This is a genomic window from Streptacidiphilus neutrinimicus (genome assembly GCF_000787815.1).
Taxonomy (GTDB): Bacteria; Actinomycetota; Actinomycetes; order Streptomycetales; family Streptomycetaceae; genus Streptacidiphilus; species Streptacidiphilus neutrinimicus.
On sequence record NZ_BBPO01000106.1, the window covers coordinates 1 to 19,462 of the forward strand.

General features: G+C 72.5%; 18 protein-coding genes and 1 pseudogene. 7 read left to right on the plus strand and 12 right to left on the minus strand.

Going from position 1 to position 19,462, the window contains the following annotated elements:
• Positions 1-218: 218 nt before the first annotated feature.
• Entirely contained in the window at positions 219-614 is a 396-nt protein-coding gene (locus tag TR48_RS35250) for a hypothetical protein (RefSeq protein WP_161789962.1), read from the plus strand.
• Here the strand turns inward: TR48_RS35250 and TR48_RS35255 are convergent.
• From TR48_RS35255 to TR48_RS35270, 5 genes are all read right to left on the minus strand, one after another.
• The gene (locus tag TR48_RS35255; protein ID WP_052443308.1) at positions 556-1,272 is read right to left on the minus strand and encodes a hypothetical protein; all 717 of its coding nucleotides are present in this window, start codon (positions 1,270-1,272) and stop codon (positions 556-558) included. The genes TR48_RS35250 and TR48_RS35255 overlap by 59 nt on opposite strands.
• Before the next feature lie 126 nt (positions 1,273-1,398).
• On the minus strand, positions 1,399-1,998 hold the full coding sequence (locus TR48_RS35260) for a nucleoside triphosphate pyrophosphatase (protein ID WP_042374664.1): 600 nt from the start codon (positions 1,996-1,998) through the stop codon (positions 1,399-1,401).
• A 46-nt stretch (positions 1,999-2,044) separates the two neighbouring features.
• Complete coding sequence (mmpB, locus tag TR48_RS46465) at positions 2,045-2,179, minus strand: morphogenic membrane protein MmpB (protein WP_268873620.1); 135 nt, start codon at positions 2,177-2,179, stop codon at positions 2,045-2,047.
• Positions 2,180-2,272: 93 nt separating this feature from the next.
• Entirely contained in the window at positions 2,273-2,482 is a 210-nt protein-coding gene (locus TR48_RS35265; RefSeq protein WP_042374665.1) for an acyl-CoA carboxylase subunit epsilon, read from the minus strand.
• A 54-nt stretch (positions 2,483-2,536) separates the two neighbouring features.
• Positions 2,537-4,132, minus strand: a complete 1,596-nt coding sequence (locus tag TR48_RS35270) for an acyl-CoA carboxylase subunit beta (RefSeq protein ID WP_042374666.1) — start codon at positions 4,130-4,132, stop codon at positions 2,537-2,539.
• Between the two features lie 117 nt (positions 4,133-4,249).
• Here TR48_RS35270 and TR48_RS35275 point away from each other — a divergent pair, with 117 nt between their 5' ends.
• Together TR48_RS35275 and TR48_RS35280 are read left to right on the plus strand one after the other, a co-directional pair.
• Positions 4,250-5,131: a biotin--[acetyl-CoA-carboxylase] ligase gene (locus TR48_RS35275; protein WP_042374667.1), complete on the plus strand. Its 882-nt coding sequence runs from the start codon at positions 4,250-4,252 to the stop codon at positions 5,129-5,131.
• A 183-nt stretch (positions 5,132-5,314) separates the two neighbouring features.
• A complete protein-coding gene (locus tag TR48_RS35280; RefSeq protein ID WP_042374668.1) occupies positions 5,315-6,460 on the plus strand; it encodes an adenylate/guanylate cyclase domain-containing protein in 1,146 nt (381 codons plus the stop codon).
• Between the two features lie 120 nt (positions 6,461-6,580).
• Here TR48_RS35280 and TR48_RS35285 read toward each other — a convergent pair whose 3' ends face one another.
• Genes TR48_RS35285 through TR48_RS35300 form a run of 5 tightly spaced genes read right to left on the minus strand, consistent with a single transcriptional unit; the run spans position 6,581 to position 12,065 of the window.
• Positions 6,581-6,883, minus strand: a complete 303-nt coding sequence (locus tag TR48_RS35285) for a hypothetical protein (RefSeq protein ID WP_152628355.1) — start codon at positions 6,881-6,883, stop codon at positions 6,581-6,583.
• An 8-nt stretch (positions 6,884-6,891) separates the two neighbouring features.
• Positions 6,892-7,035: a hypothetical protein gene (locus tag TR48_RS43915; protein ID WP_161789963.1), complete on the minus strand. Its 144-nt coding sequence runs from the start codon at positions 7,033-7,035 to the stop codon at positions 6,892-6,894.
• A 7-nt stretch (positions 7,036-7,042) separates the two neighbouring features.
• The gene (locus TR48_RS35290) at positions 7,043-7,522 is read right to left on the minus strand and encodes a hypothetical protein (RefSeq protein ID WP_042374670.1); all 480 of its coding nucleotides are present in this window, start codon (positions 7,520-7,522) and stop codon (positions 7,043-7,045) included.
• Positions 7,515-11,297, minus strand: a complete 3,783-nt coding sequence (locus tag TR48_RS35295) for a DUF6531 domain-containing protein (protein ID WP_052443309.1) — start codon at positions 11,295-11,297, stop codon at positions 7,515-7,517. Before TR48_RS35295 ends, TR48_RS35290 begins: the two co-directional genes overlap by 8 nt.
• Positions 11,298-11,342: 45 nt before the next feature.
• Positions 11,343-12,065: a WXG100-like domain-containing protein gene (locus TR48_RS35300; protein WP_042374671.1), complete on the minus strand. Its 723-nt coding sequence runs from the start codon at positions 12,063-12,065 to the stop codon at positions 11,343-11,345.
• Between the two features lie 321 nt (positions 12,066-12,386).
• Between TR48_RS35300 and TR48_RS46060 the strand changes: the two are divergent.
• Positions 12,387-13,499, plus strand: a pseudogene (locus TR48_RS46060) (GGDEF domain-containing protein); the annotation flags it as partial.
• Positions 13,500-14,519: 1,020 nt separating this feature from the next.
• Here the strand turns inward: TR48_RS46060 and fdhD are convergent.
• Positions 14,520-15,365 (minus strand): formate dehydrogenase accessory sulfurtransferase FdhD, encoded by an 846-nt coding sequence (fdhD, locus tag TR48_RS35310; protein WP_042374672.1) that lies wholly within the window; start codon positions 15,363-15,365, stop codon positions 14,520-14,522.
• Between the two features lie 199 nt (positions 15,366-15,564).
• Here fdhD and hutH point away from each other — a divergent pair, with 199 nt between their 5' ends.
• The 3 genes from hutH (at position 15,565) to TR48_RS35325 (ending at position 18,826) form a co-directional block, all read left to right on the plus strand.
• Positions 15,565-17,124, plus strand: coding sequence for a histidine ammonia-lyase (gene hutH, locus TR48_RS35315; protein ID WP_042374673.1), 1,560 nt, complete (start codon positions 15,565-15,567; stop codon positions 17,122-17,124).
• A gap of 169 nt (positions 17,125-17,293) precedes the next feature.
• Positions 17,294-18,205: a MurR/RpiR family transcriptional regulator gene (locus TR48_RS35320; protein ID WP_042374674.1), complete on the plus strand. Its 912-nt coding sequence runs from the start codon at positions 17,294-17,296 to the stop codon at positions 18,203-18,205.
• Positions 18,206-18,271: 66 nt separating this feature from the next.
• Positions 18,272-18,826 (plus strand): hypothetical protein, encoded by a 555-nt coding sequence (locus TR48_RS35325; RefSeq protein WP_042374675.1) that lies wholly within the window; start codon positions 18,272-18,274, stop codon positions 18,824-18,826.
• Between the two features lie 42 nt (positions 18,827-18,868).
• Here TR48_RS35325 and TR48_RS35330 read toward each other — a convergent pair whose 3' ends face one another.
• Positions 18,869-19,222, minus strand: coding sequence for a DUF6325 family protein (locus tag TR48_RS35330; protein WP_042374676.1), 354 nt, complete (start codon positions 19,220-19,222; stop codon positions 18,869-18,871).
• Positions 19,223-19,462: the final 240 nt, after the last annotated feature.

Here is a 19,462-nt window from a genome sequence, read left to right on the forward strand (position 1 = left end):
GGCTCCCTTCTTGAACCCCGGAGAGTCTAGGGAATCGCGAGGACTACCCACGAGTCCGTTCCGGTGGTGACCTTGCCCACACGCAGGGTGAGCAGTGCTTACAACGGTACGCCGTCCGGGTTGTGGCGGGGTTGAGCACACCTCTTCCGCCGTTGACTACTCCTCAGTAAGGTGCGCCCATGCGGAGATGGACGGCGATATCGGCGACGGTCCTGCTGGTGCTCGAGGCGGGCGTCTCGCTGCTGGCTGCGCTGCTGTTCGGCGCGGTGGCGACCAGGCAGCACATGCAGTTCGCGGGCGTGTCGTACACGGCGATCGCCGACGCCGCGTACCTCGGCCTGGGCCTGCAGGCGGCCTTTCTGCTGCTGGTCGCAGGCGTGCTGGTGCGCGTGGCGGTGCGTGGTCAGGACCGCCCCTTCGGGCGACCCACCCGCTTCGTGCTGATCGCCGGGGCGGTCTTCCACGGCGTGCTCGCGGCGTTGATGCTGGCCCTGTCGGGGGTGTGGACGTTCCTGGTCGTCGCCCTCACGTTGACGCTTCTTGTCCTGATGTTCTTCACTCCGACGCGGCCGTCGCCGGAGCGGGCGCCGGCGCCTGCAGCACCGGCTTCGTGACATCCGCCACGAACTCGACGACGTCCGAACCGTAGTTGTCCGGCTGGAGCACCTTGAAGAGCAGCGCGAAGGTGCTGTCCGTTCCGTGCTTGTGACTCAACTCACGGTAGGCGCGACGCAGATGCCGCACCCCGGCGAGGTTGGAGACGGCGGTCTGACCGCAGATCAGGAACGTCGGCAGCCCCTGCGCGCCGACCGCGATGCGGGCGAGCAGCACGTAGTCCGCGACGCCGGCCTCGCGCGCGTAGTGGGTCTCGCCGATGACGAACTCGTTGGCCTTCGTCGCCTCCCACTCGGCCGTGTGGGAGAAGCCGGGGAACTTCAGTCTCAGGTGCGCGGCGGTCCGCTCGTTGGCGAGCGGGCCGCCGATGCAGAACTCGGCGCGGTCGCCGATGCCCTGGCGGATCTGGTTGGCGGGCAGCACCGTGTACTGGGCGTCGCACTCGTAGACGAGCGCGGAGAGCTCCATCAGCCCGTAGACGTCGTTCTGCGCGACGATCCGGTCGTTGTCGGCGGAGCCGGCCTTGCGCGGCACGACGAGCAGCGCGTCGCCGCCGCTGCGCAGCCCGAAGAACGCGCGCTTGCGGTCGAGCCGCCGCCGCCTCAGCAGCGCCTGCAGCAGCCACGCGAGTGCGGCGCTGACGGCGCTGGAGGTCACTCCGAGCACGATGTTCCATATGTCGCCGCTGTTCACTGACCTGCCCCCGAGCAGAAGTCGCCCTGAACCGATGGTGCCTTGAACCGGACCTGAGAGCCCGACAGAGAGCATGCCCTACCCCCGGGCTCACGCCCAGAGGTCGGTGATCCTCACGTCGACCTCCGCCAGGAGCTTGCGCAGCAACGGAAGTGACAGGCCGATGACGTTGCCGTGGTCGCCCTCGATGCGCTCGACGAAGGGGGCGCTGCGTCCGTCCAGGGTGAACGCCCCGGCGACGTGCAGGGGTTCGCCCGAGGCGACGTAGGCGTCGATCTCCGCGTCGTCCGGGGTGCCGAAGTGGACCGTGGTGGAGGCCGTCGCCGAGGTGCGGGCGCCGGTGCGGGTATCGATGACGCAGTGGCCCGTCTGCAGGACGCCGCTGCGGCCGCGCATGGCCCTCCAGCGGGCGCGGGCGTCGGCCGCGTCGCCGGGCTTGCCGAGGGCCTTGCCGTCCAGCTCCAGGACGGAGTCGCAGCCGACGACCAGCTCGCCGTCGGCCAGGGTGGCGGCGACGGCGGCCGCCTTCGCCTCGGCGAGGACCAGGGCGAGCTCCGCCGGGGTGGGCGCGGACAGCGCGTCCTCGTCGACGCCGCTGACGATCACCTTCGGGTCCAGGCCGGCCTGCCGCAGCAGTCCGAGACGGGCGGGGGAGGCGGAGGCGAGCACGAGCGTGCGCTTGTCGGTCATGCCGTCCAGGGTAGTGAAGCCCGGCGGCGGCCCGGCGGTGCGCTCGTCATCCCCACGAGGCCATCACCACGACCATCGCCAGCGACGCGCACAGGGCGATGAGGATGCCCACCCGGCGCAGCAGCCCGCGTACGCGCGCCGCCTCCGCCGGGGTGTCATCCGCCGGGTCTGACCAGAGCATGCCTCCACTGTGCGGCGCGGACCCGGCCCAGCGCATGAGTACGGGTACTCAACTTGCGCCGCGCAGGGCCCGCTGACGGAGGGACCGGGGGAGCTAACGGCCCGCCCAGGCCGAGGTGCGCCAGGCATGGGGGCCCGGGTGGGGCATGCGCCGCACCAGCGCCGCTCGGTCGCGCCAGACACTGGCGCGGGATTCCTCCGGGGCGGCAGCGGCGCCGACTGCCGCCCGGGCCGAGACCACCGCCAGGACGGCGGCGATCTCCTCGGGGTTGGGCTGCCCGTGCAGCACGCGGATAGGGGCCATCAGGCCGGTACCTCTCTTCCGATCTTCCGACTGCCGAAGCCGACGACGGACGCGTTACAGCGGGATGTTGCCGTGCTTCTTCGGCGGCAGGGTCTCGCGCTTGTTGCGCAGTGCCCGCAGCCCCTTGACGATGTGCTGGCGGGTCTCGGAGGGGAGGACCACCGCGTCGACGTAGCCGCGCTCGGCCGCGATGTAGGGGTTGAGCAGGGTGTCCTCGTAGTCCTGCATCAGCTCGGCCCGCTTGGCCTCCGCGTCGTCCGCGGCGGCGATCGTCGAACGGTGCAGGATGCCCACCGCGCCCTGCGCGCCCATGACGGCGATCTGCGCCGTCGGCCAGGCCAGGTTGAGGTCCGCGCCCAGGTGCTTGGAACCCATGACGTCGTACGCGCCGCCGAAGGCCTTGCGGGTGATGACGGTGATCAGTGGGACGGTCGCCTCGGCGTAGGCGTAGATCAGCTTGGCGCCGCGGCGGATGATGCCGTCCCACTCCTGGTCCGTGCCTGGCAGGAAGCCGGGGACGTCGACGAAGGTCAGCACCGGGATGTTGAACGCGTCGCAGGTCCGCACGAAGCGCGAGGCCTTCTCGGAGGCGTCGATGTCCAGGCAGCCGGCGAACTGCATCGGCTGGTTGGCGACGACGCCGACCGGGTGGCCCTCGACGCGGCCGAAGCCGGTCAGGATGTTCGGCGCGAACAGGGACTGCGTCTCCAGGAACTCGCCGTCGTCGAGCACGTGCTCGATGACCTTGTGCATGTCGTACGGCTGGTTGGCCGAGTCCGGGACGATCGCGTCCAGCTCCTCGTCCTCGGCGGTGGTGGCGAGGTCCGCCTCCTCCGGGAACGCGGGCGGTTCCTCCAGGTTGTTCGACGGCAGGTAGGACAGGAGCGCCTTGACGTACTCGATGGCCTCCTTCTCGTCCGCGGCCATGTGGTGCGCCACGCCCGACTTGGAGTTGTGGGCCCGCGCGCCGCCCAGCTCCTCCATGCCGACGTCCTCGCCGGTGACGGTCTTGATGACGTCGGGGCCGGTGATGAACATGTGCGAGGTCTGGTCGGCCATCACGATGAAGTCCGTGATCGCCGGGGAGTAGACCGCGCCGCCCGCGCAGGGACCCATGATCAGCGAGATCTGCGGAATCACGCCGGAGGCCAGCACGTTGCGGCGGAAGATCTCGCCGTACAGGCCGAGGGAGGCCACCCCCTCCTGGATGCGGGCGCCGCCGGAGTCGTTGATGCCGATCATCGGGCAGCCGGTCTTCAGGGCGAAGTCCATCACCTTGACGATCTTCTCGCCGAAGACCTCGCCGAGGGAGCCGCCGAAGACGGTGAAGTCCTGGGCGAAGACCGCGACCTGACGGCCGTCGACGGTGCCGTAGCCGGTCACCACGCCGTCGCCGTAGGGGCGGTTCTTCTCCTGGCCGAAGTTGGTGGAGCGGTGCCGGGCGAACTCGTCGAACTCGACGAAGGAGTCCTCGTCCAGCAGCTGACGCACCCGCTCACGGGCCGTCATCTTGCCCTTGGCGTGCTGCTTCTCCACGGCGCGCGCCGAACCCGAGTGGACCGCCTCGTCGATGCGGCGGCGCAGGTCGGCGATCTTGCCGGCGGTGGTGTGGATGTCCACGTCGGCGTTGGCGTGGTCGGCGGAGGACATGGGTGGGCGGCTCCCGTCAGGAGGGGTAGTACCGGTGGCGTTCCATCGGAGGGATACGCGCGGCACCAACGGGTGGGTTTCCGATCAGTAGGTTAGCCACGACGGCCTGCCTCGGATATGGCGAGTGACAGGGGTCATACGCTAGGTGTCGTGAGCGAATCCCCCTGGAGTGACCTTGACCGCCCGCCGCTGCGGGCCGCGCAGCTGAACCGTGACCCGGGGCGTCTCGGCGCGATGTGGAGCAGCGTCGACGTCGTCACGGAGACCGGCTCGACCAACGTCGACCTGGCGGATCTCGCCGCCAAGGGTGCGCCGGAGGGCACGGTGCTGGTCGCCGAGGTGCAGACGCACGGCAAGGGTCGGCTCGACCGCAGCTGGTCCGCGCCGCCGCGCTCGGGGATCTTCCTGTCCGCGTTGCTCCGTCCGAGTGACGCGGGGGTGCCGCGGGACAACTGGAGCTGGCTGCCGCTGCTGGTCGGCGTCGCCGCGGCCAGCGCGCTCTCGCGCGCGGCGGAGACGCGGGTGCGGCTGAAGTGGCCCAACGACCTGCTGGTCACCGTTGGCAAGGAGGAGCGCAAGGTCGGCGGCATCCTCACCGAGCTGGCCGACAACGGGCGCGCGGTCGTCGCGGGCATGGGCGTCAACGTCACCCTGCGCGAGAGCGAGCTGCCGGTGCCCACAGCCGGCTCGCTGGCGCTGGCCGAGGCGGCGGTGACGGACCGCGAGATCCTGCTGCGCGAGCTGCTGCGCACGCTCTCCGAGCTGTACCAGGAGTGGTGCGCGGACGGCGGCGACCCGACCGCGACGCGGCTGCGGGAGGCGTACCTGTCCCAGTGCGCGACGATCGGCAAGCACGTGCGGGTGTTGCTGCCGGGCGACACGCAGGTGGTCGGCGAGGCGGTCGACGTCGACGACCTCGGTCGGCTGGTGCTGCGCGAGCCGAGCGGCGCGGAGCACGCGGTCTCCGCGGGCGACGTGATCCACGTGCGGGGCGCGTGAGCCCGGGCGTGTGAGCCGGCGCGTGTGAATTCCGGCGTGTGAGTTTCCAGCGCGTGGGTTCTCACCGGGGCGGATGCTCCGGACAAGCCCATTCCGTGCGAGTATCACTGGGCGAGGTGTGAGCAAGGACACGCCCCTCGCAGGGGCACGGGTGCGTCACAAGGACGACGGGACGGCGAACAGGTGGGCGACCGGGAACGGGAGCGGGATCGACTCGGTGCTGAGCAGCACCACCGCGACTCCGTGGCCCTACAGCTGGAACAGCTGATCCTGGACTCGGAGCGCCAGTACACCCCCTACCAGGCCGCCCGCGCCGCCGGCGTCTCCATGGAGCTCGCCTCCCGGTTCTGGCGGGCGATGGGCTTCGCCGACATCGGCCAGTCGCGCGCACTGACCGAGACCGACGTCATCGCGCTGCGCCGACTCGCGGGCATGGTCGAGGCGGGACTGCTCAGCGAGCGGATGGCCATCCAGGTCGCCCGCTCCACCGGACAGACGACCGCCCGGCTGGCGGAGTGGCAGATCGACACCTTCCTGGAGCACCTGACCTCCGCCTCCGAACCCGGCCTGACCCGGGCCGAGGTCGCCTACCCGCTGGTCGAGCTGCTGCTGCCGGAGCTGGAGCAGTTCCTCATCTACGTCTGGCGCCGTCAGCTGGCCGCGGTCACGGGCCGGGTGGTGCAGGCCGAGAACGACGAGGAGATGCAGAGCGGCCGGCTCGCGGTCGGCTTCGCCGACCTGGTCGGCTTCACGCGTCTGTCGCGCCGTCTGGAGGACGACGAACTCGGCGAGCTGGTCGAGAACTTCGAGACCACCTGCGCGGACCTGGTGGCCGGGCGCGGCGGACGCCTGGTCAAGACCCTCGGCGACGAGGTCCTCTTCGTCGCGGACGAGGCGGCGACGGCGGCCGACATCGGGCTCGCGCTGGTGGAGACGCTGGGCAAGGACGACTCGATGCCGGCCCTCCGGGTCGGCATCGCCTTCGGCACGGTGACGACCCGCATGGGGGACGTCTTCGGCACGACGGTGAACCTGGCGTCCCGCCTCACCTCGATCGCCCCGAAGGACGCCGTGCTGTGCGACGAGGAGCTGGCCGCCGCGCTGGAACGCGAGGGCGCGGTCCCACCCTCGGAGGAGAGCGGCACGGACGCGCTGCAGACCATCTCCTCGGTCGGCGTCTCGGCCCCCTCCGCCGACAGTCAGCACATCCAGCCACCCCTCCCGGACGCGGAGTACCGCTTCGCCCTCCAACCCATGTGGCGCCGCCCCGTCCGCGGCCTCGGCCTCGTCGAACCCCGCCTCCTCTCCCGCCGCACCCCAGGCGCCTGAGGCGCAGCGGAACGGCCATCCCGTTCACGCTTGAACGGTGCGACGAACGGCCCGGCCTGGAGCGCGGGCTCCGCGATGGCGGGGGAGTAGGCCTGATAGGCGGTCAGGGTGTCGTCGTGCTCAGACGGTGAGCAGCGCCTCGAAGCGGCGCAGCTCGGAGCGGAGGTCCCGGTAGGCGGCGTCGTCCGGGTCCAGCCGGGCGGTCTCGGTCCGCGCGAAGTCCTGCGCGGCGTGCAGTGCCGAGCGCATCAGGTCCAGCCGCCGGACGGTGGCGATCTCGGACTCTCCCGTGCGGACGGTGATGTCCTCGCCGCGCACGACGAAGAGGAGCCGGAAGGACGAGTCGACCCCCACGAACTCGAACCGTCCGCGGCGTGCCGTGTACGCCTGCCGTACCTGGCTCAGCAGGTCCGCGACCGACACGTGGATCATCATCCCTGTTCGGGGACGTGCCCTTCGGAGCTCACGAACCCGTCGTCCCCACGGACGAGAACATCGCCGAGGTCGAACTGGTGCGGCGACCCCTGGTCCTCGCGGACGGAGAAGGTGAACTCGATGCGCGCCCCCTCAGCCACCGCTCGCTCACCAGGAGGGCGCGTGGCGCGGTCGGCGGCTGCGGCGATCGGTCGGGGCGGTCGAGGCGGGGGCTCCCAGCCAAGGGCGCAGGGTCTCCTCGGGGTCCGGCTCCGTGTGGGCGAAGTAGACCGCGTCCAACTGCTCGAGGAGCGGGGTCAGGGCCGCCGCGGCCGCGGAGGGGAGCTCGCTGAGGGCGGTGTCGAGGAGGTCCCGCTCGTCGAGGAGCTCACGGTAGGCGCTGAGGGAGTACCAGCCCTCCGGCGGCCAGCCGGCGGCCATGAGGCGGACGAAGCGCTCCCACGCGCCCAGCAGGTTCCGTACCGAGTGGACCGGCGCTGAGACCTTGCCCCGCAGCGCGGGGGTCCGCTCCAGCTCGGCCTCCAGTCGGGCCGCGTCCCAGGCGGCCACCGCGGACCGGGTCTCGTCCGGCATCGAGGCCGCGAGGGCGTCGGTCAGCGGCGTGTCGGTGGGCCGCGCGTCACTCATTGAGCTGGTCCTTGTAGTAGTCGTAACCGCGTGTGGGCTGCATGAAGGTGCCGTGATCACCTTCGCGGATGAGTATCGTCCCGGTGCTGTCGTCCCACCAGGCCCACCTCTTGGTGCCCGAGGGGGTGTCCCGGAGCCTGATGCCGGGACCCGCTCCCATCATGTCCTCGATGTGCTCGGCGACGTCGAGGTCGTCCACGCCCGGGATGCCGCGGTGGTTGATGTCGCCGTGGGCCGCGATCCAGTCGGCGATCAGGGGGAGGTTGCCGCTCTGGCTCTCCGGGTCGAGCTGCCCCTTCTTGGCCTCCTGCCCGTGCGGCGAGAGGCCGAGCGGGTCGCACCAGCGCTGCGGATCGGCGACGTAGGCACGGGGGTTGGGGCTCGGCCCGAGGCCGAGCGGGTCCGGCGAGGTGTACCGCGCGGTCGCCGGGTCGTAGTAGCGGTACAGGTTGTAGTGCAGCAGGGTCTCTGCGTCGAAGTACTGCCCGGGAAAGCGCAGCGGGGTGGTGGTCGAGCTGTCCCGTTGCCACGTCGTGTGGCCCCACAGCGCGGAGTTGCCCCGCCAGGCGATGGTGCCGCTCGCGGGGTCGACCAACTCGACCGGGGTCCCGATCAGGTCGGTGACGATCGCGAAGAAGCGCCGGTCGACCCTGTCCTGGGCCGACGCGCCCTCGCGCGCCGCGGCGACGATGCTTTCCGACTGGGAGACGGGCCGGATGCCCTTGTGGTCCCAGCTGACGGTGTGCCTTCCGGGAAGGTAGGGCGCCTCGGTGCTCTGCTCGACCAGCAGGGCCCCGTCCCAGGTGAAGCGTGTCTCCTCGGCGACCGTGGAACCGTCCTCGGCCAGACGCTGTTTGGCGATGCGGCGTCCGAGCGGGTCGTAGCGGTAGCGCCAACGTGAGCCGTCCGGTGTGTGCGCCTCGACCAGGCGGTTCTCCGTGTCCCAGCGGAAGCGCCAGGTGTCGGGCTTCCGGGAGAGTCGAGCGCGCTGACGCAGGACCGTGCGTCCGGCCGCGTCGTACTCGTAGCGGATCTTGCCGCCGGTCAGAAGATCGGTGCCCGAGTAGACCCGGGGGCCGTCCGAATCGGCCGTGCCGCGCGAGGTGGGCCAGTCGGCGTCGGTGATGTTGCCCGCGAGGTCGTAGGCGTAGTGCTCGGCCCAGTTGTCGGCGCGCACGCTGACGACCCGGCCCGCGGTGTCGCGCGCGAATCGACGGCTCCCGGCGCGCAGGTCGTCGAGCTCGGCGACTCGGCCGTCGGGGGCGTAGTGATAGGCACGGCGCTGCAGGACCGCGTTCTCTCGGCCGGCCCGAGCCGCCTCGACGGACTGGCCGGTCAGCCGGTGGCACTCGTCCCAGACGCTGGTGAGGCCCAGCCCGTGGCCGAGCTCGCGGTGCTGCTCGCGGCCGAGCTCGTCGTAGTCGAAGGCGAGGGAGCCCGCCCCGGCGCGCAGATTCGTGAGGCGGCCTGCCGGGTCGTACACCAGGGTGCTGGTGTGCCCGCCGGGGGTCGTCCGGCTGGTCCGTCGTCCCAGGGGGTCCCGGGTGAGGGTGAGGGTGTGTCCGTCGCAGGTCTCACTGAGCAGCCGGCCGACGGGGTCGTAGGTGCGCAGGAGCTCCGACTCGTGGTTCGCCGCCCGCACGAGCCGACCGGCGTCGTCGTAGGCGAAGTCCGTGACCCGGTCGCCGGACCGACGGCGGACGGTCCGCCCGAGCACGTCGTGCTCGTAGCGGGTGGTGAGCCCCAGGGAGTCGGTGTGGGAGCCCAACTGGCCCGCCGCGTCCAGTACGTAGTCGGTGGCGCGGCCGTCGAAGTCCCGCTCCTGGACCACCCGCCCGGCGGCGTCGTAGCTGTACGTCCACGACTGGCCGAGCGGGTTGTGGACCGAGACCAGCTGCATGTGCGCGTCGTGCCGGAACTCGAACCGGGCCCCGTCGGGGTCGGTCCGTGCGGCGAGCGTCTCGAAGTGGGTGTACTCGAAGCCGGTGATCCGGCCGAGCTGGTCGGTGTGGGTGAGTCGGTTGCCCTCGCCGTCGTAGGTCCAGCGCTCCACCGTGCCGTCGGCGGCCGTCCGCGCGGTGAGCCGTCCTTCGACCGTCCATTCCTGCCGGATGACGCCCGAGCGGGCGTCCGTCGCGGTGACGACGCGGCCGAAGGCGTCGCGCTCGTACCGGGTGACGACCCCGGTCGGATCCGTCGTCTCGACCGCCAGCCCGGCCGCGTTGCAACGGACGGACCAGGTGTGGCCCAGCGCGTCGGTCTTCGAGAGCGGGTGGCCGTGCTCGTCGTAGGTGTAGGCGGTGACGGCGCCGGCGGGGTCCGTGACGCTGGTGCACAGTCCGGCGTCGTCGAAGGTCTGTCGCCAGGCGGAGCCGTCGGGCTCTGTGATCAGGGCGGGCCGGTCGAGTTCGCCCGCGTAGTCGAACTCCCGTCGGCCGCCGTCCGGGCGGGTGACGGTGACCAGGCCGCCGGCGCCGTCGTAGGCGTAGCCGGTGGTGCGGCCGAGGGGGTCGGTCTCGCTGAGAAGACGGTCGAAACGGTCCCGAACGTATCGGGTGGTGTTGCCCAACGGATCGACGACGGCGACGACCTGGTGGCGGTCGTTGACGTGGTACTGCGTCGTGTGCCCGAGCGCGTTGGTCTCGGTGTGGACGCGCAGACCGGTGGCCGGATCGGGCTCGCCGTAGTGGAAGGTGAAGCGCAGGTGGCCGTCCTCGCCGCCCTCGTCGACGACGCGGCCGCGGCTGTCGTAGACGTACCGGTAGCGGCTGTCGTTGCGGTCCGTCCAGGAGGTGACGCGGTCCCAGGCGTCGTAGCCGAACCGCATCGGCAGCCCGGACGAGTTGTAGACCTCGGTGAGGTTGCCGTGCTCGCCGTAGCCGTAGCGCAGCAGTTCCTGGTCGCCGCCGTCCGGGGCGGCTCCCGCCAGGTGGAGGGCGGTGATGCGGTCGCGGTCCGTGGTCACCAGGAGCCGGTAGCCGCCGGAGTGCTGGATGGCCAGCGGGGTCCCGGCCCCGTCGTACTCCAGGTCGTAGCGGCGGCCGGAGCGGTCGCGGACGCGGGTGAGCAGGGCCGTGGCCCCGTCCGCCTGGACGGTGAACTCGCGGACCAGGCCGGTGCGCGGTTCGGTGACGGTGTAGAGGCGGGCGCGGGCGTCGACGCCCAGGAGGCGTCGGTCGCCCGCCGAGGCGTGGACCGGCTCGCCGGGCTCGGGATGCGGGTACGCCTGGCTGACCCGGTCGGCACGGAGGTGGACGACGCCCTCGGCGTCGATCTCCAGGCGCTCGTCGAAGGTGCACACCCAGCGGCGGCCCATCCAGCGCCCGGCCCGGTAGCCGGACTCGTAGGCGCGGGTGAACAGCAGCGGCAGCGAGCCCGGCAGGGCGGCGTCGACCTGGTCGATGTACATCCGGCCCGTCGCCATGTCGACCGGCTCACCGCCGCCGCAGACGGCGTCGTCGCCGCGGCCGGCGTCGTGCGGGTCCTGGACCTGCTCACGGCCCGCCCCGCGCACCGGGGCGCCGCCCTCGGCCGGGTGGGCGGACGGGCCGCCGGAGGGCGCGTGCGGGTCGTGCGGGGTGACGCCGGCATGCTCGGCGGACTTGCCCAGGTCCTCGACGGTCTTCGCCTCGTTCTCCGCGGCGTGCTCGGCGACCTGGGTGGTCTTCTCCTCGGTCTCCTTGAGGATCGAGTGGTAGGCCTTGCTGAAGTCCTGGGCGAGGCCCTGCTCCGCCTTCTTCGCCGCGTCCCCGACCGCCTGCGCGATCTCGCTCATTCCCCCGTGGTCCCGTCCTCGTCGGTTCGACTCGTGCTGCTCGGACTACTCGAAGCTCATCCCCGCGAGCCGGCCGCTCAGGACCTGCGCGTGGCCCTGGACGGTCTCCGCGTGGACGGCGAAGAGCTGGGCGTGGGCCTTGAGGTTGTCCGGGTGGATCATGAAGCCGTCGCCCGGGCCGCTGCCGCTGACGCCGAGCATGTCCTCCAGCGCGGAGTAGGTCATGCCCGCGACGGCCTTCTCGACCACGCCCAGCAGCGGCGTCAGCGCCGCCTCGATGACCTGGCCGATGATGTACTGGACCAGCTGCTGCTCCAGGAAGTCGACGGCCTTCTCGGCCGCCTCCACGATCAGCGCCTCGGCGGCCTCGGCGAGGCCGAAGGTCGCCACGGCCGCGGCCTGGTCCGCGACGAAACTGGCTGCGAGGGCGATCAGTTCGCCGATGCAGTCCAGCTTCATCCCGACGATGTAGTCCGCGCCCGCGTCCAGCGCGGTGGCGAGCACCTGGCAGGCGTCGAGCAGGTCCTGCATGTGGCCCTGGGAGAGGTGGGCCCATTTGGAGACCAGCAGCTCGTACGAATTGCCCTGGTAGTGCTGGCTCATGTCGTTGACGGTGCCGGTGGCCTGCTGGTGCGTGTCCTGGATGTTCGTGGCGAACTCCCGGACGTGGGAGGCGAACTCGCGGACCTTGTCCTCGTTGATCTGCGGCCAGTTGATGCCGATGAACTGCAGGAACTGCGCGACTTCGCCTGGAAGTTCGATCGCCATGCTTTCCCCCCGTGACCGTCGGACCCTGCGGATCGCGTCGCGTTGCTGTCACGGTAGCAGCGGCGTCGGACGGCGAGGGAGGATCTTCCGGGCCGCTCGGCGGACTCGGGGGAGAGGAAGCGCCAGGGGCCCGGATCGCTCGCCTGCGTAGTATTTGCCCTGTATGTCCGTAGTCTCGACGCTGAGGGGAGTCGCGACCCAGGAATGAGGAGAACCGTGCAGGCCAGTGCCAGTGAGGACGCCCCGCCGACCGCGTCGGTTCCGCCCGACACCGGCGCCTCCGACGCGCGGCTGCGCGCGGTGGTCGGGCTCGCGCAGGCGATGGCCGCGGCGGCGGACGGGCGGGCGGCCGCACAGGTGGCGGCCGAACGCGCGCGGGAGACGATGGGCGCGGAGTTCGCCGCGATCTCCATGTGGGAGCGCGAGCGCGGACGGCTGCGGGTGCTGGTCAACGACGGGCTGCTCGCGCCCGGCGAGGAGGCGCTGCCGCAGGACGAGTCCTACCCGCTCGGGGAGTATCCGGAGATTGCGCAGTTCCTGGCCCAGCGCGGGCTCGGCGAGCTCTTCGCCCCGGACGGGCTGCCGCGGGCCTGGGTGCAGAGCGCGGACGGCGGCTCCACCAACGGCCCCGACTGCCCCTCGCGGGCCGCCTCGCTGCGACGGCGCGGGCGCGCCTGCTGCCTGGTCGCGCCGATCCTCCTCGGCGGCCGGGCCTGGGGCGAGCTGTATCTGGCCCGGATGGCGGGCCGGCCCGTCTTCGACGACGCCGAGGCCGCCTTCGCGACGGTGCTCGCCGCGCAGATCTCCGCCGGGCTGGCCCAGAGCGAGCGCCTGGAGGAGGTCAGCCGCCTGGCCTTCACCGACCCGCTGACCGGCCTGGCCAACCGTCGGGCCGTCGACGCCCGGCTCGACGCCGCGCTGGAGCGGCACCGGATCGACGGCACGGTCGTCTCCCTGGTCGTCTGCGACATCAACGGCCTGAAGCGGGTCAACGACGAGAAGGGGCACGAGTGGGGCGACCGGCTGCTGGAGCAGTTCGCCAACCAGCTCTCGCTGTGCGGTGCGATGCTGCCGGGCGCGCTGGCCGGACGGCTGGGCGGTGACGAGTTCTGCCTGGTCGCCGCGGGGCCGAGCGCGGACGAGGTGGTGCGCGTCGCGGAGGAGCTGTGCGCGCAGGCGCTGACGATCGATCAGGGGGAGGGCGTCGCCTGCGGGGTGGCCTCCACCGGCGACCCGATCGGCCCGGTCACCACCTCCGACCGTCTCTTCCGGCTGGCCGACGCCGCGCAGTACCGGGCCAAGTCCGGCCCGGCCGCGCAGCCCGTCGTCGCCGGACGCGGCAGCCTGCCCGACCCGACGGTCTCTCTCGCCGACTCCGGCGTGCGTCCCGGTGGCAGCCGGCGCACGGAGCGCCGGCGCTTCCGCGGCGCCCGGCACACCGCAGATCCGGGCCAGCTCCTCGCGGCCGTGACGGCCGCGCTCGACGACGGTCCCGCTGCCGTCGGCACGCTGGCCCGGCTGGAGACCGTCGCGGAGACGGTCTCCCAGCTGCTGGACGCCGTCGCGTGGTGGGTCTCCTACCTGCCGCCCGGCTCCACGACGATGCACACCGCTGGCTACGGAGTCCGGCGGATGACCCGGGGTCCCGGCAGTGTCCGGGCCCAGGTCCAGCGGGCGATGAACGAGGCCCCCGACGCGGTCTTCGAGCTCTCGGCCTACCCGCTGACGGCGCTCGCGATCCGCGGCGGCAGCTTCGGCCTGCGCACCGGCGTCCCCGGCAACGACCCGGCGGAGGAGGCGGTCCTCGTCGTCGGCGGATACCGGGCGATGGTCGCCGCGGGCGGCGCCAACGCCGCAGGCGGCTGGCTGATGGAGCTCTTCGCCGACGAGTCCACGCTCTCCTTCGCCGCCGTCGGCCCGACGCTCCGGGCGCTGGTCGCGGTCGCCCTCGCGGGCCCGCCCAGCCCGCCGTGACCGCCCGCGCGACTCCCCGCCCGGGTCCTCGCGAGTGTCCGCGCGCGGACCCTGCGGGCGCGACCTGAGGTGCCGGAACATCAACCCCGCCGCCGATCTCGTTGTCCGGCACGGGCTGAAGCGGCCGTTCCGAGCATGCAGCAACGGGCGCGGGGGAGTTGACTTCGCATGACCATTCCGTCGCCGGTACCGCCCGCACCGTCGGCGGGCGCCCGCTCCCGCGCCGGGCACCGCCACCGCCGCGGTGCTGGCCCAGTGCCTGCGGGCCCGACGCCATTGCCCCGCTCAAGCAGAACGGTTACGCCTCACCGCCCTGCCGGGCGGCGTCGCGGCGGCGGCCGGAGCGCTCACCACTCAAGCCGAACGGTTACGCCTCACCGCCCTGCCGGGCGGCGTCGCGGCGGCGGGCGGAGCGCTCACCACGCCGGAGCACGCGGCCGAGCCCCTTCACACCCTGGGGGCTGAGCCACAGGACAGGCGCTAGCGTGCGACGGCTTCGACGGGCGCCGGGAGGACGCGCTCGGCGCCGGTGTAGAGGTTGGCGCTGCGGCCGCGCAGGAAGCCGACGAGGGTCAGGCCCGCCTCCTCGGCCAGGTCCACCGCGAGCGCGCTCGGCGCGGAGACCGCGGCGAGCAGCGGGATGCCCGCCATCGCGGCCTTCTGGACCAGCTCGAAGGAGGCGCGTCCGCTGACCATCAGCAGGTGGCCGCGGAGCGGGAGCAGGTCCTCCCGCAGGGCCCAGCCGATGACCTTGTCCACCGCGTTGTGGCGGCCGACGTCCTCGCGCAGGCACAGCAGCCGGCCGTCGGCCGTGAACAGACCCGCCGCGTGGAGGCCGCCGGTGGCGTCGAAGGCGCGCTGGGAGGCGCGGAGGGTGTCGGGGAGGGAGAAGAGGACGTCCTCGGTGACGGTCAGCGGGTCGCCGGAGAGGTCGGCGGGAAGCCGCTTGCGGACGGCGTCGACCGTCTCCGCGCCGCACAGGCCGCACGCGCTGCTGGTCAGCAGCGACCGGTAGGCGGAGACGGGGACGGTCTCGGGACGGGCGACGCGGGCGTCGACCACGTTGTAGGTGTTGATCCCCTCGGCGTTGGTGCCCGCGCAGTAGCGCAGCGCGGGGACGTCCTCGGCGGTCGCGGCTACGCCCTCGGCGACGAGGTATCCCGCGACGAGGTCGAAGTCGTGGCCGGGGGTGCGCATGGTGACGGCGAGCGCGCGGCCGCCGACCCGGATCTCCAGGGGCTCCTCCGCGGCCAGCGCGTCGGGTCGCGCGTCGCGGCGCCCGTCGCGCAGGCGCGTCACCCGACGGCGTTCGGTCACCCGGCCCATGGTCGCCACTCCTTCTTCCCTCGCGCGTGCTTCGTTCGCGCGCGTTCGCGCGGTGCTCGTACGGCGTGTATCCCGACCACGGTACTCAACGCCGTGCCGGCCGGTCCTGCCCGAGCCGGCGGGACCACGGGGACCGAGGAACCCCGTACCACTCCTGTTGTCATAGTGCCATTCACATGATGTGATTTCGTATATGGATATGCACAACGTCGTCATCGGCAAGGCCAACGTGGGCCCGGCCGACGTCATCGCGGTCGCGCGCGGCAACGCCAAGGTGGAGCTCTCCGGGGACGCGCTGGCCGAGATGGCCGCGTCTCGCGCGCGGATCGACGCGCTCGCCGCCGAGCCGCGGCCGGTCTACGGGGTGTCCACCGGCTTCGGCGCCCTGGCCGTCCGTCACATCAGCCCGGAGCTGCGCGCCCAGCTGCAGCGCTCGCTGGTCCGCTCGCACGCGGCCGGCATGGGCCCGCAGGTCGAGCGCGAGGTCACCCGTGCGCTGATGCTGCTGCGGCTGAAGACCCTCGCCTCCGGCCGCACCGGCGTGCGCCCGGTCGTCGCCGAGACGATGGCGGCCATCCTCAACGCCGACATCACGCCGGTCGTGCACGAGTTCGGCTCCCTGGGCTGCTCCGGCGACCTCGCGCCGCTCTCGCACTGCGCGCTGACGCTGATGGGCGAGGGCCTCGCCTACGGCCCGGACGGCGCCGTCCGCGACGCGGGCGAGCTGCTGGCCGAGCACGGCATCGAGCCGATCGAGCTCGCCGAGAAGGAGGGCCTGGCCCTCATCAACGGCACCGACGGCATGCTCGGCATGCTGGTGATGGCGATCGCCGACCTCGGCCGCCTGTTCACCGTCGCCGACATCACCGCCGCCATGTCGCTGGAGGCGCTGCTCGGCACCGAGCGTGTGCTGCTGCCCGAGCTGCACGCGATCCGCCCGCACCCCGGCCAGGCGGCCTCCGCCGCCAACATGCTGAAGGTGCTGGAGGGCTCCGGCCTCACGGGCCACCACCAGGACGACGCGCCGCGCGTCCAGGACGCCTACTCCCTCCGCTGCGCCCCGCAGGTCGCCGGCGCCGGTCGCGACACCCTCACCCACGCCCAGCTGGTCGCCGACCGCGAGCTCGCCGCCGCCGTCGACAACCCGGTGGTGCTGCCGGACGGCCGCGTCGAGTCCAACGGCAACTTCCACGGCGCGCCCGTCGCCTACGTGCTCGACTTCCTCGCCGTCGCCGCGGCCGACCTCGGCTCCATCGCCGAGCGCCGCACCGACCGGCTTCTGGACAAGAACCGCTCGCACGGCCTGCCGCCGTTCCTGGCGGACGACCCGGGCGTCGACTCCGGCCTGATGATCGCCCAGTACACCCAGGCCGCGCTGGTCAGCGAGAACAAGCGCCTCGCTGTCCCGGCCTCGGTCGACTCCATCCCGTCCTCGGCCATGCAGGAGGACCACGTCTCCATGGGCTGGTCCGCCGCGCGCAAGCTGCGCCAGGCCGTGGAGAACCTCGCCCGCGTGCTCGCCGTCGAGCTGGTCGCCTCGGCCCGCGCGCTGGAGATCCGCACCTACAGCCACACCGGCGAGGGCAGCAGCCCGCTCGCCCCGGCCACGGCCGCCGCCGTCGCCGCGGCGCGTGAGGCAGGCGTCGGCGGTCCGGGCTCGGACCGCTTCCTCGCACCCGATCTGGAGGCCGCCTACCGCTTCGTCCGCAGTGGCGGTCTCGTCGCCGCGGTCGAGACGGTCACCGGTCCGCTGGCCTGACCGGCCCCGCCGGCCGGGCTGATTCGCCCGTTTCAACGGCAGGCGAACAACCGTTCCGGACCATGTGTCCGGATCCGTACCGGCAGGTGAGAAGGGACTTGCCGACTCTGCATGCGGTCATGCAGAGTCGGCAGCTACTGAATCGCCTGCACGCCCGCTGGAGGCGCACATGAGCGTGACACCGCCCCAGTCGGAGGAGGCCCCGCAGGGCAGCGGGCCCTCCAGCAGGCTGCTCCGCCTGTTCGAGGGGAACCGGCTGACGCCGACTCAGCGACGCATCGCGCACTGCCTGGTGCGCAACGCCGCGGAGGCCCCGTTCCTGTCCAGCGTCGAGGTGGCCGAGCTGGCCGGCGTCAGCCAGCCCTCGGTCACCCGCTTCGCCGTGGCCCTCGGCTTTGACGGCTACCCGGCGCTGCGGCGCCGCCTGCGCGAGCTCGGCCTGGCCGAGCCGGGCGGCGACGCCGGCGCACGCCCCGGCGGCGTGCGCGAGACGGCGGGCGAGATCGTCCGCAACGAGCAGCAGCAGGCCGTGCTGAGCGAGATCGCCAACCTGCAGCACCTCGCCGCGGTGCTGGCCGATCCCGAGCCCGTGCTGAAGGCCGCCCGCGTGCTGGCAGCGTCGCAGCCGCTGATCGTGCTCGGCCTGCGTGCCGCCTCGGCCCAGGCGAACGGCTTCGCCTACTTCGCCGCCAAGGTCCACCCTGACGTGCGGCTGCTCGACGAGGGCGGTTCCCTGCTGCTCGACCGGATCGAGCAGGCCCGCGTCGCCGGCGCGACCGCGCTGATCTGCTTCGCCCTGCCGCGCTATCCGCGCGAGCTCCTCGACGCCCTCAACGCGGCCAAGACGGCGGGGCTCACCGTCGTCACCGTCGCCGACAGCGCGTTCGCACCCGTCGCCTCGGTCTCGGACCTGCTGCTGCCCGCGGCGGTCGGTTCCAGCCTCGTCTTCGACACCGCGTGCGCGCCGATGATGCTGGGACGCGTGCTGCTCCAGGCCATGTGCGACGAGCTGCCCGGCTCGGTGCTGCGGCTGGAGGAGTTCGAGCAGCAGGCGGCGACCCGGGGCCTGTTCATGGGATGACGCGGCCGGGAATTCCCGCCTGCACACCCCAAGACATTTCTCATACGGCGGAGTTATCGTCCCGCCATGCTGCGTGGAACCTATGCGCGCGCCCGGGTTGTCGTCGTACGGGGAACCGTGGCGCGGACGATGATGTGGATCGGAGCGGTCGGCGCGTTGGCCGGTCTGCCGATTCCGAGTCTGACCGGGCTCGGGCGCGGGGCGTTGATCGGCGCCGCGTTGTTCGTGGTCGGCCTGGCGGTCGGGTTGCTGCAGCGCCGCCGGTGGTTCGCCGCGCGTGCGGCCGCGGCGACCAAGGCCGCGTTCGCCGTGACGCTCGAGCCGCCCCACGAGACCCGGCAGCGGCTCGCACGCGGGCACGCGCTGTGGCTGCTGATCGGGATCTCCGCGACCGCCGCGCTCGGCGTGCTCGCCGGGCCGGCCGCCGCGCTCGGTGTGCTCGGCTACGGCCTCGGCGTGCAGGCGGCCGTGCTGCGGCTCGCTCGCTGGGAGCGCCGCGAGGAGAAGCTGCTGTGGGCCCGCACGGACGACGGCCGGCTCTTCGGCCGCCGCGCCTCCGTCGGGGACTTCGTCACCACCGGCCCGGCCGCCGGCCAGGTCAGAACCGTGGTGCACGGCTGAGCTCCTGAGTCGACGCCGTGGTGCGCGGCCGGCCCCCTGAGGTCAGCCCGCGTCCGGCTCGGCCTCCTCCGGCACGATCCGGACCGAGGCCGCGACCCGCCCGCGTTCCGCCTCGAACGCGGCGGTGAGCTCGGCTGCCCAGACGTGCTCGACGAGCAGCAGCAGGGCCGACTCGTCCGGGCCCAGCAGTTCCCGCGCCGACTCCACGTCCTCGTCGGTGATCAGCCCGGCCTCGCCCGGCTCGGCGGTGGCGGCGCCGTCCGCGCCGCGGCGCAGCTCGCGTGCGTCGAGCACCCGGACTCCGCCCGCCTTCCGCAGCCGGTCCAGCGGGCCGAGCACCGCCGCGGCGACGCGCCCGCCGGGGAAGGCCAGGACCAGGAACTCGACCGGGCCCACGTGGGTCTCCTCTCGCCGCGTGGCTCGTCCGTGACAGCATAGGTGCCGAACGGTAATAAACCGGACAAAGAAGACTTTCCGTCGGGCTTCGGGCGGACTCCTTGGCGGCGGACTCTGGTGGAGCGGCGAATGAACGGCTACATTCAGCTTCATCGATAGTGAATGAAACTATCCAGAGCCTCGATCAGAGCACCGAGAGGACGTGAACCATGGCGCAGCAGCAGAGCGGCCCGCGCACGG

Bases quoted from the DNA above. Each gene is read 5' to 3' on its own strand.
- TR48_RS35260 (WP_042374664.1), bottom strand. From the start codon at position 1,998: ATGACCGACAAGCGCACGCTCGTGCTCGCCTCCGCCTCCCCCGCCCGT.
- mmpB (WP_268873620.1), bottom strand. From the start codon at position 2,179: ATGCTCTGGTCAGACCCGGCGGATGACACCCCGGCGGAGGCGGCGCGC.
- TR48_RS35265 (WP_042374665.1), bottom strand. From the start codon at position 2,482: ATGGCCCCTATCCGCGTGCTGCACGGGCAGCCCAACCCCGAGGAGATC.
- TR48_RS35270 (WP_042374666.1), bottom strand. From the start codon at position 4,132: ATGTCCTCCGCCGACCACGCCAACGCCGACGTGGACATCCACACCACC.
- TR48_RS35275 (WP_042374667.1), top strand. From the start codon at position 4,250: ATGGCGAGTGACAGGGGTCATACGCTAGGTGTCGTGAGCGAATCCCCC.
- TR48_RS35290 (WP_042374670.1), bottom strand. From the start codon at position 7,522: ATGAGTGACGCGCGGCCCACCGACACGCCGCTGACCGACGCCCTCGCG.
- TR48_RS35295 (WP_052443309.1), bottom strand. From the start codon at position 11,297: ATGAGCGAGATCGCGCAGGCGGTCGGGGACGCGGCGAAGAAGGCGGAG.
- TR48_RS35300 (WP_042374671.1), bottom strand. From the start codon at position 12,065: ATGGCGATCGAACTTCCAGGCGAAGTCGCGCAGTTCCTGCAGTTCATC.
- fdhD (WP_042374672.1), bottom strand. From the start codon at position 15,365: ATGGGCCGGGTGACCGAACGCCGTCGGGTGACGCGCCTGCGCGACGGG.
- hutH (WP_042374673.1), top strand. From the start codon at position 15,565: ATGCACAACGTCGTCATCGGCAAGGCCAACGTGGGCCCGGCCGACGTC.
- TR48_RS35320 (WP_042374674.1), top strand. From the start codon at position 17,294: ATGAGCGTGACACCGCCCCAGTCGGAGGAGGCCCCGCAGGGCAGCGGG.
- TR48_RS35325 (WP_042374675.1), top strand. From the start codon at position 18,272: ATGCTGCGTGGAACCTATGCGCGCGCCCGGGTTGTCGTCGTACGGGGA.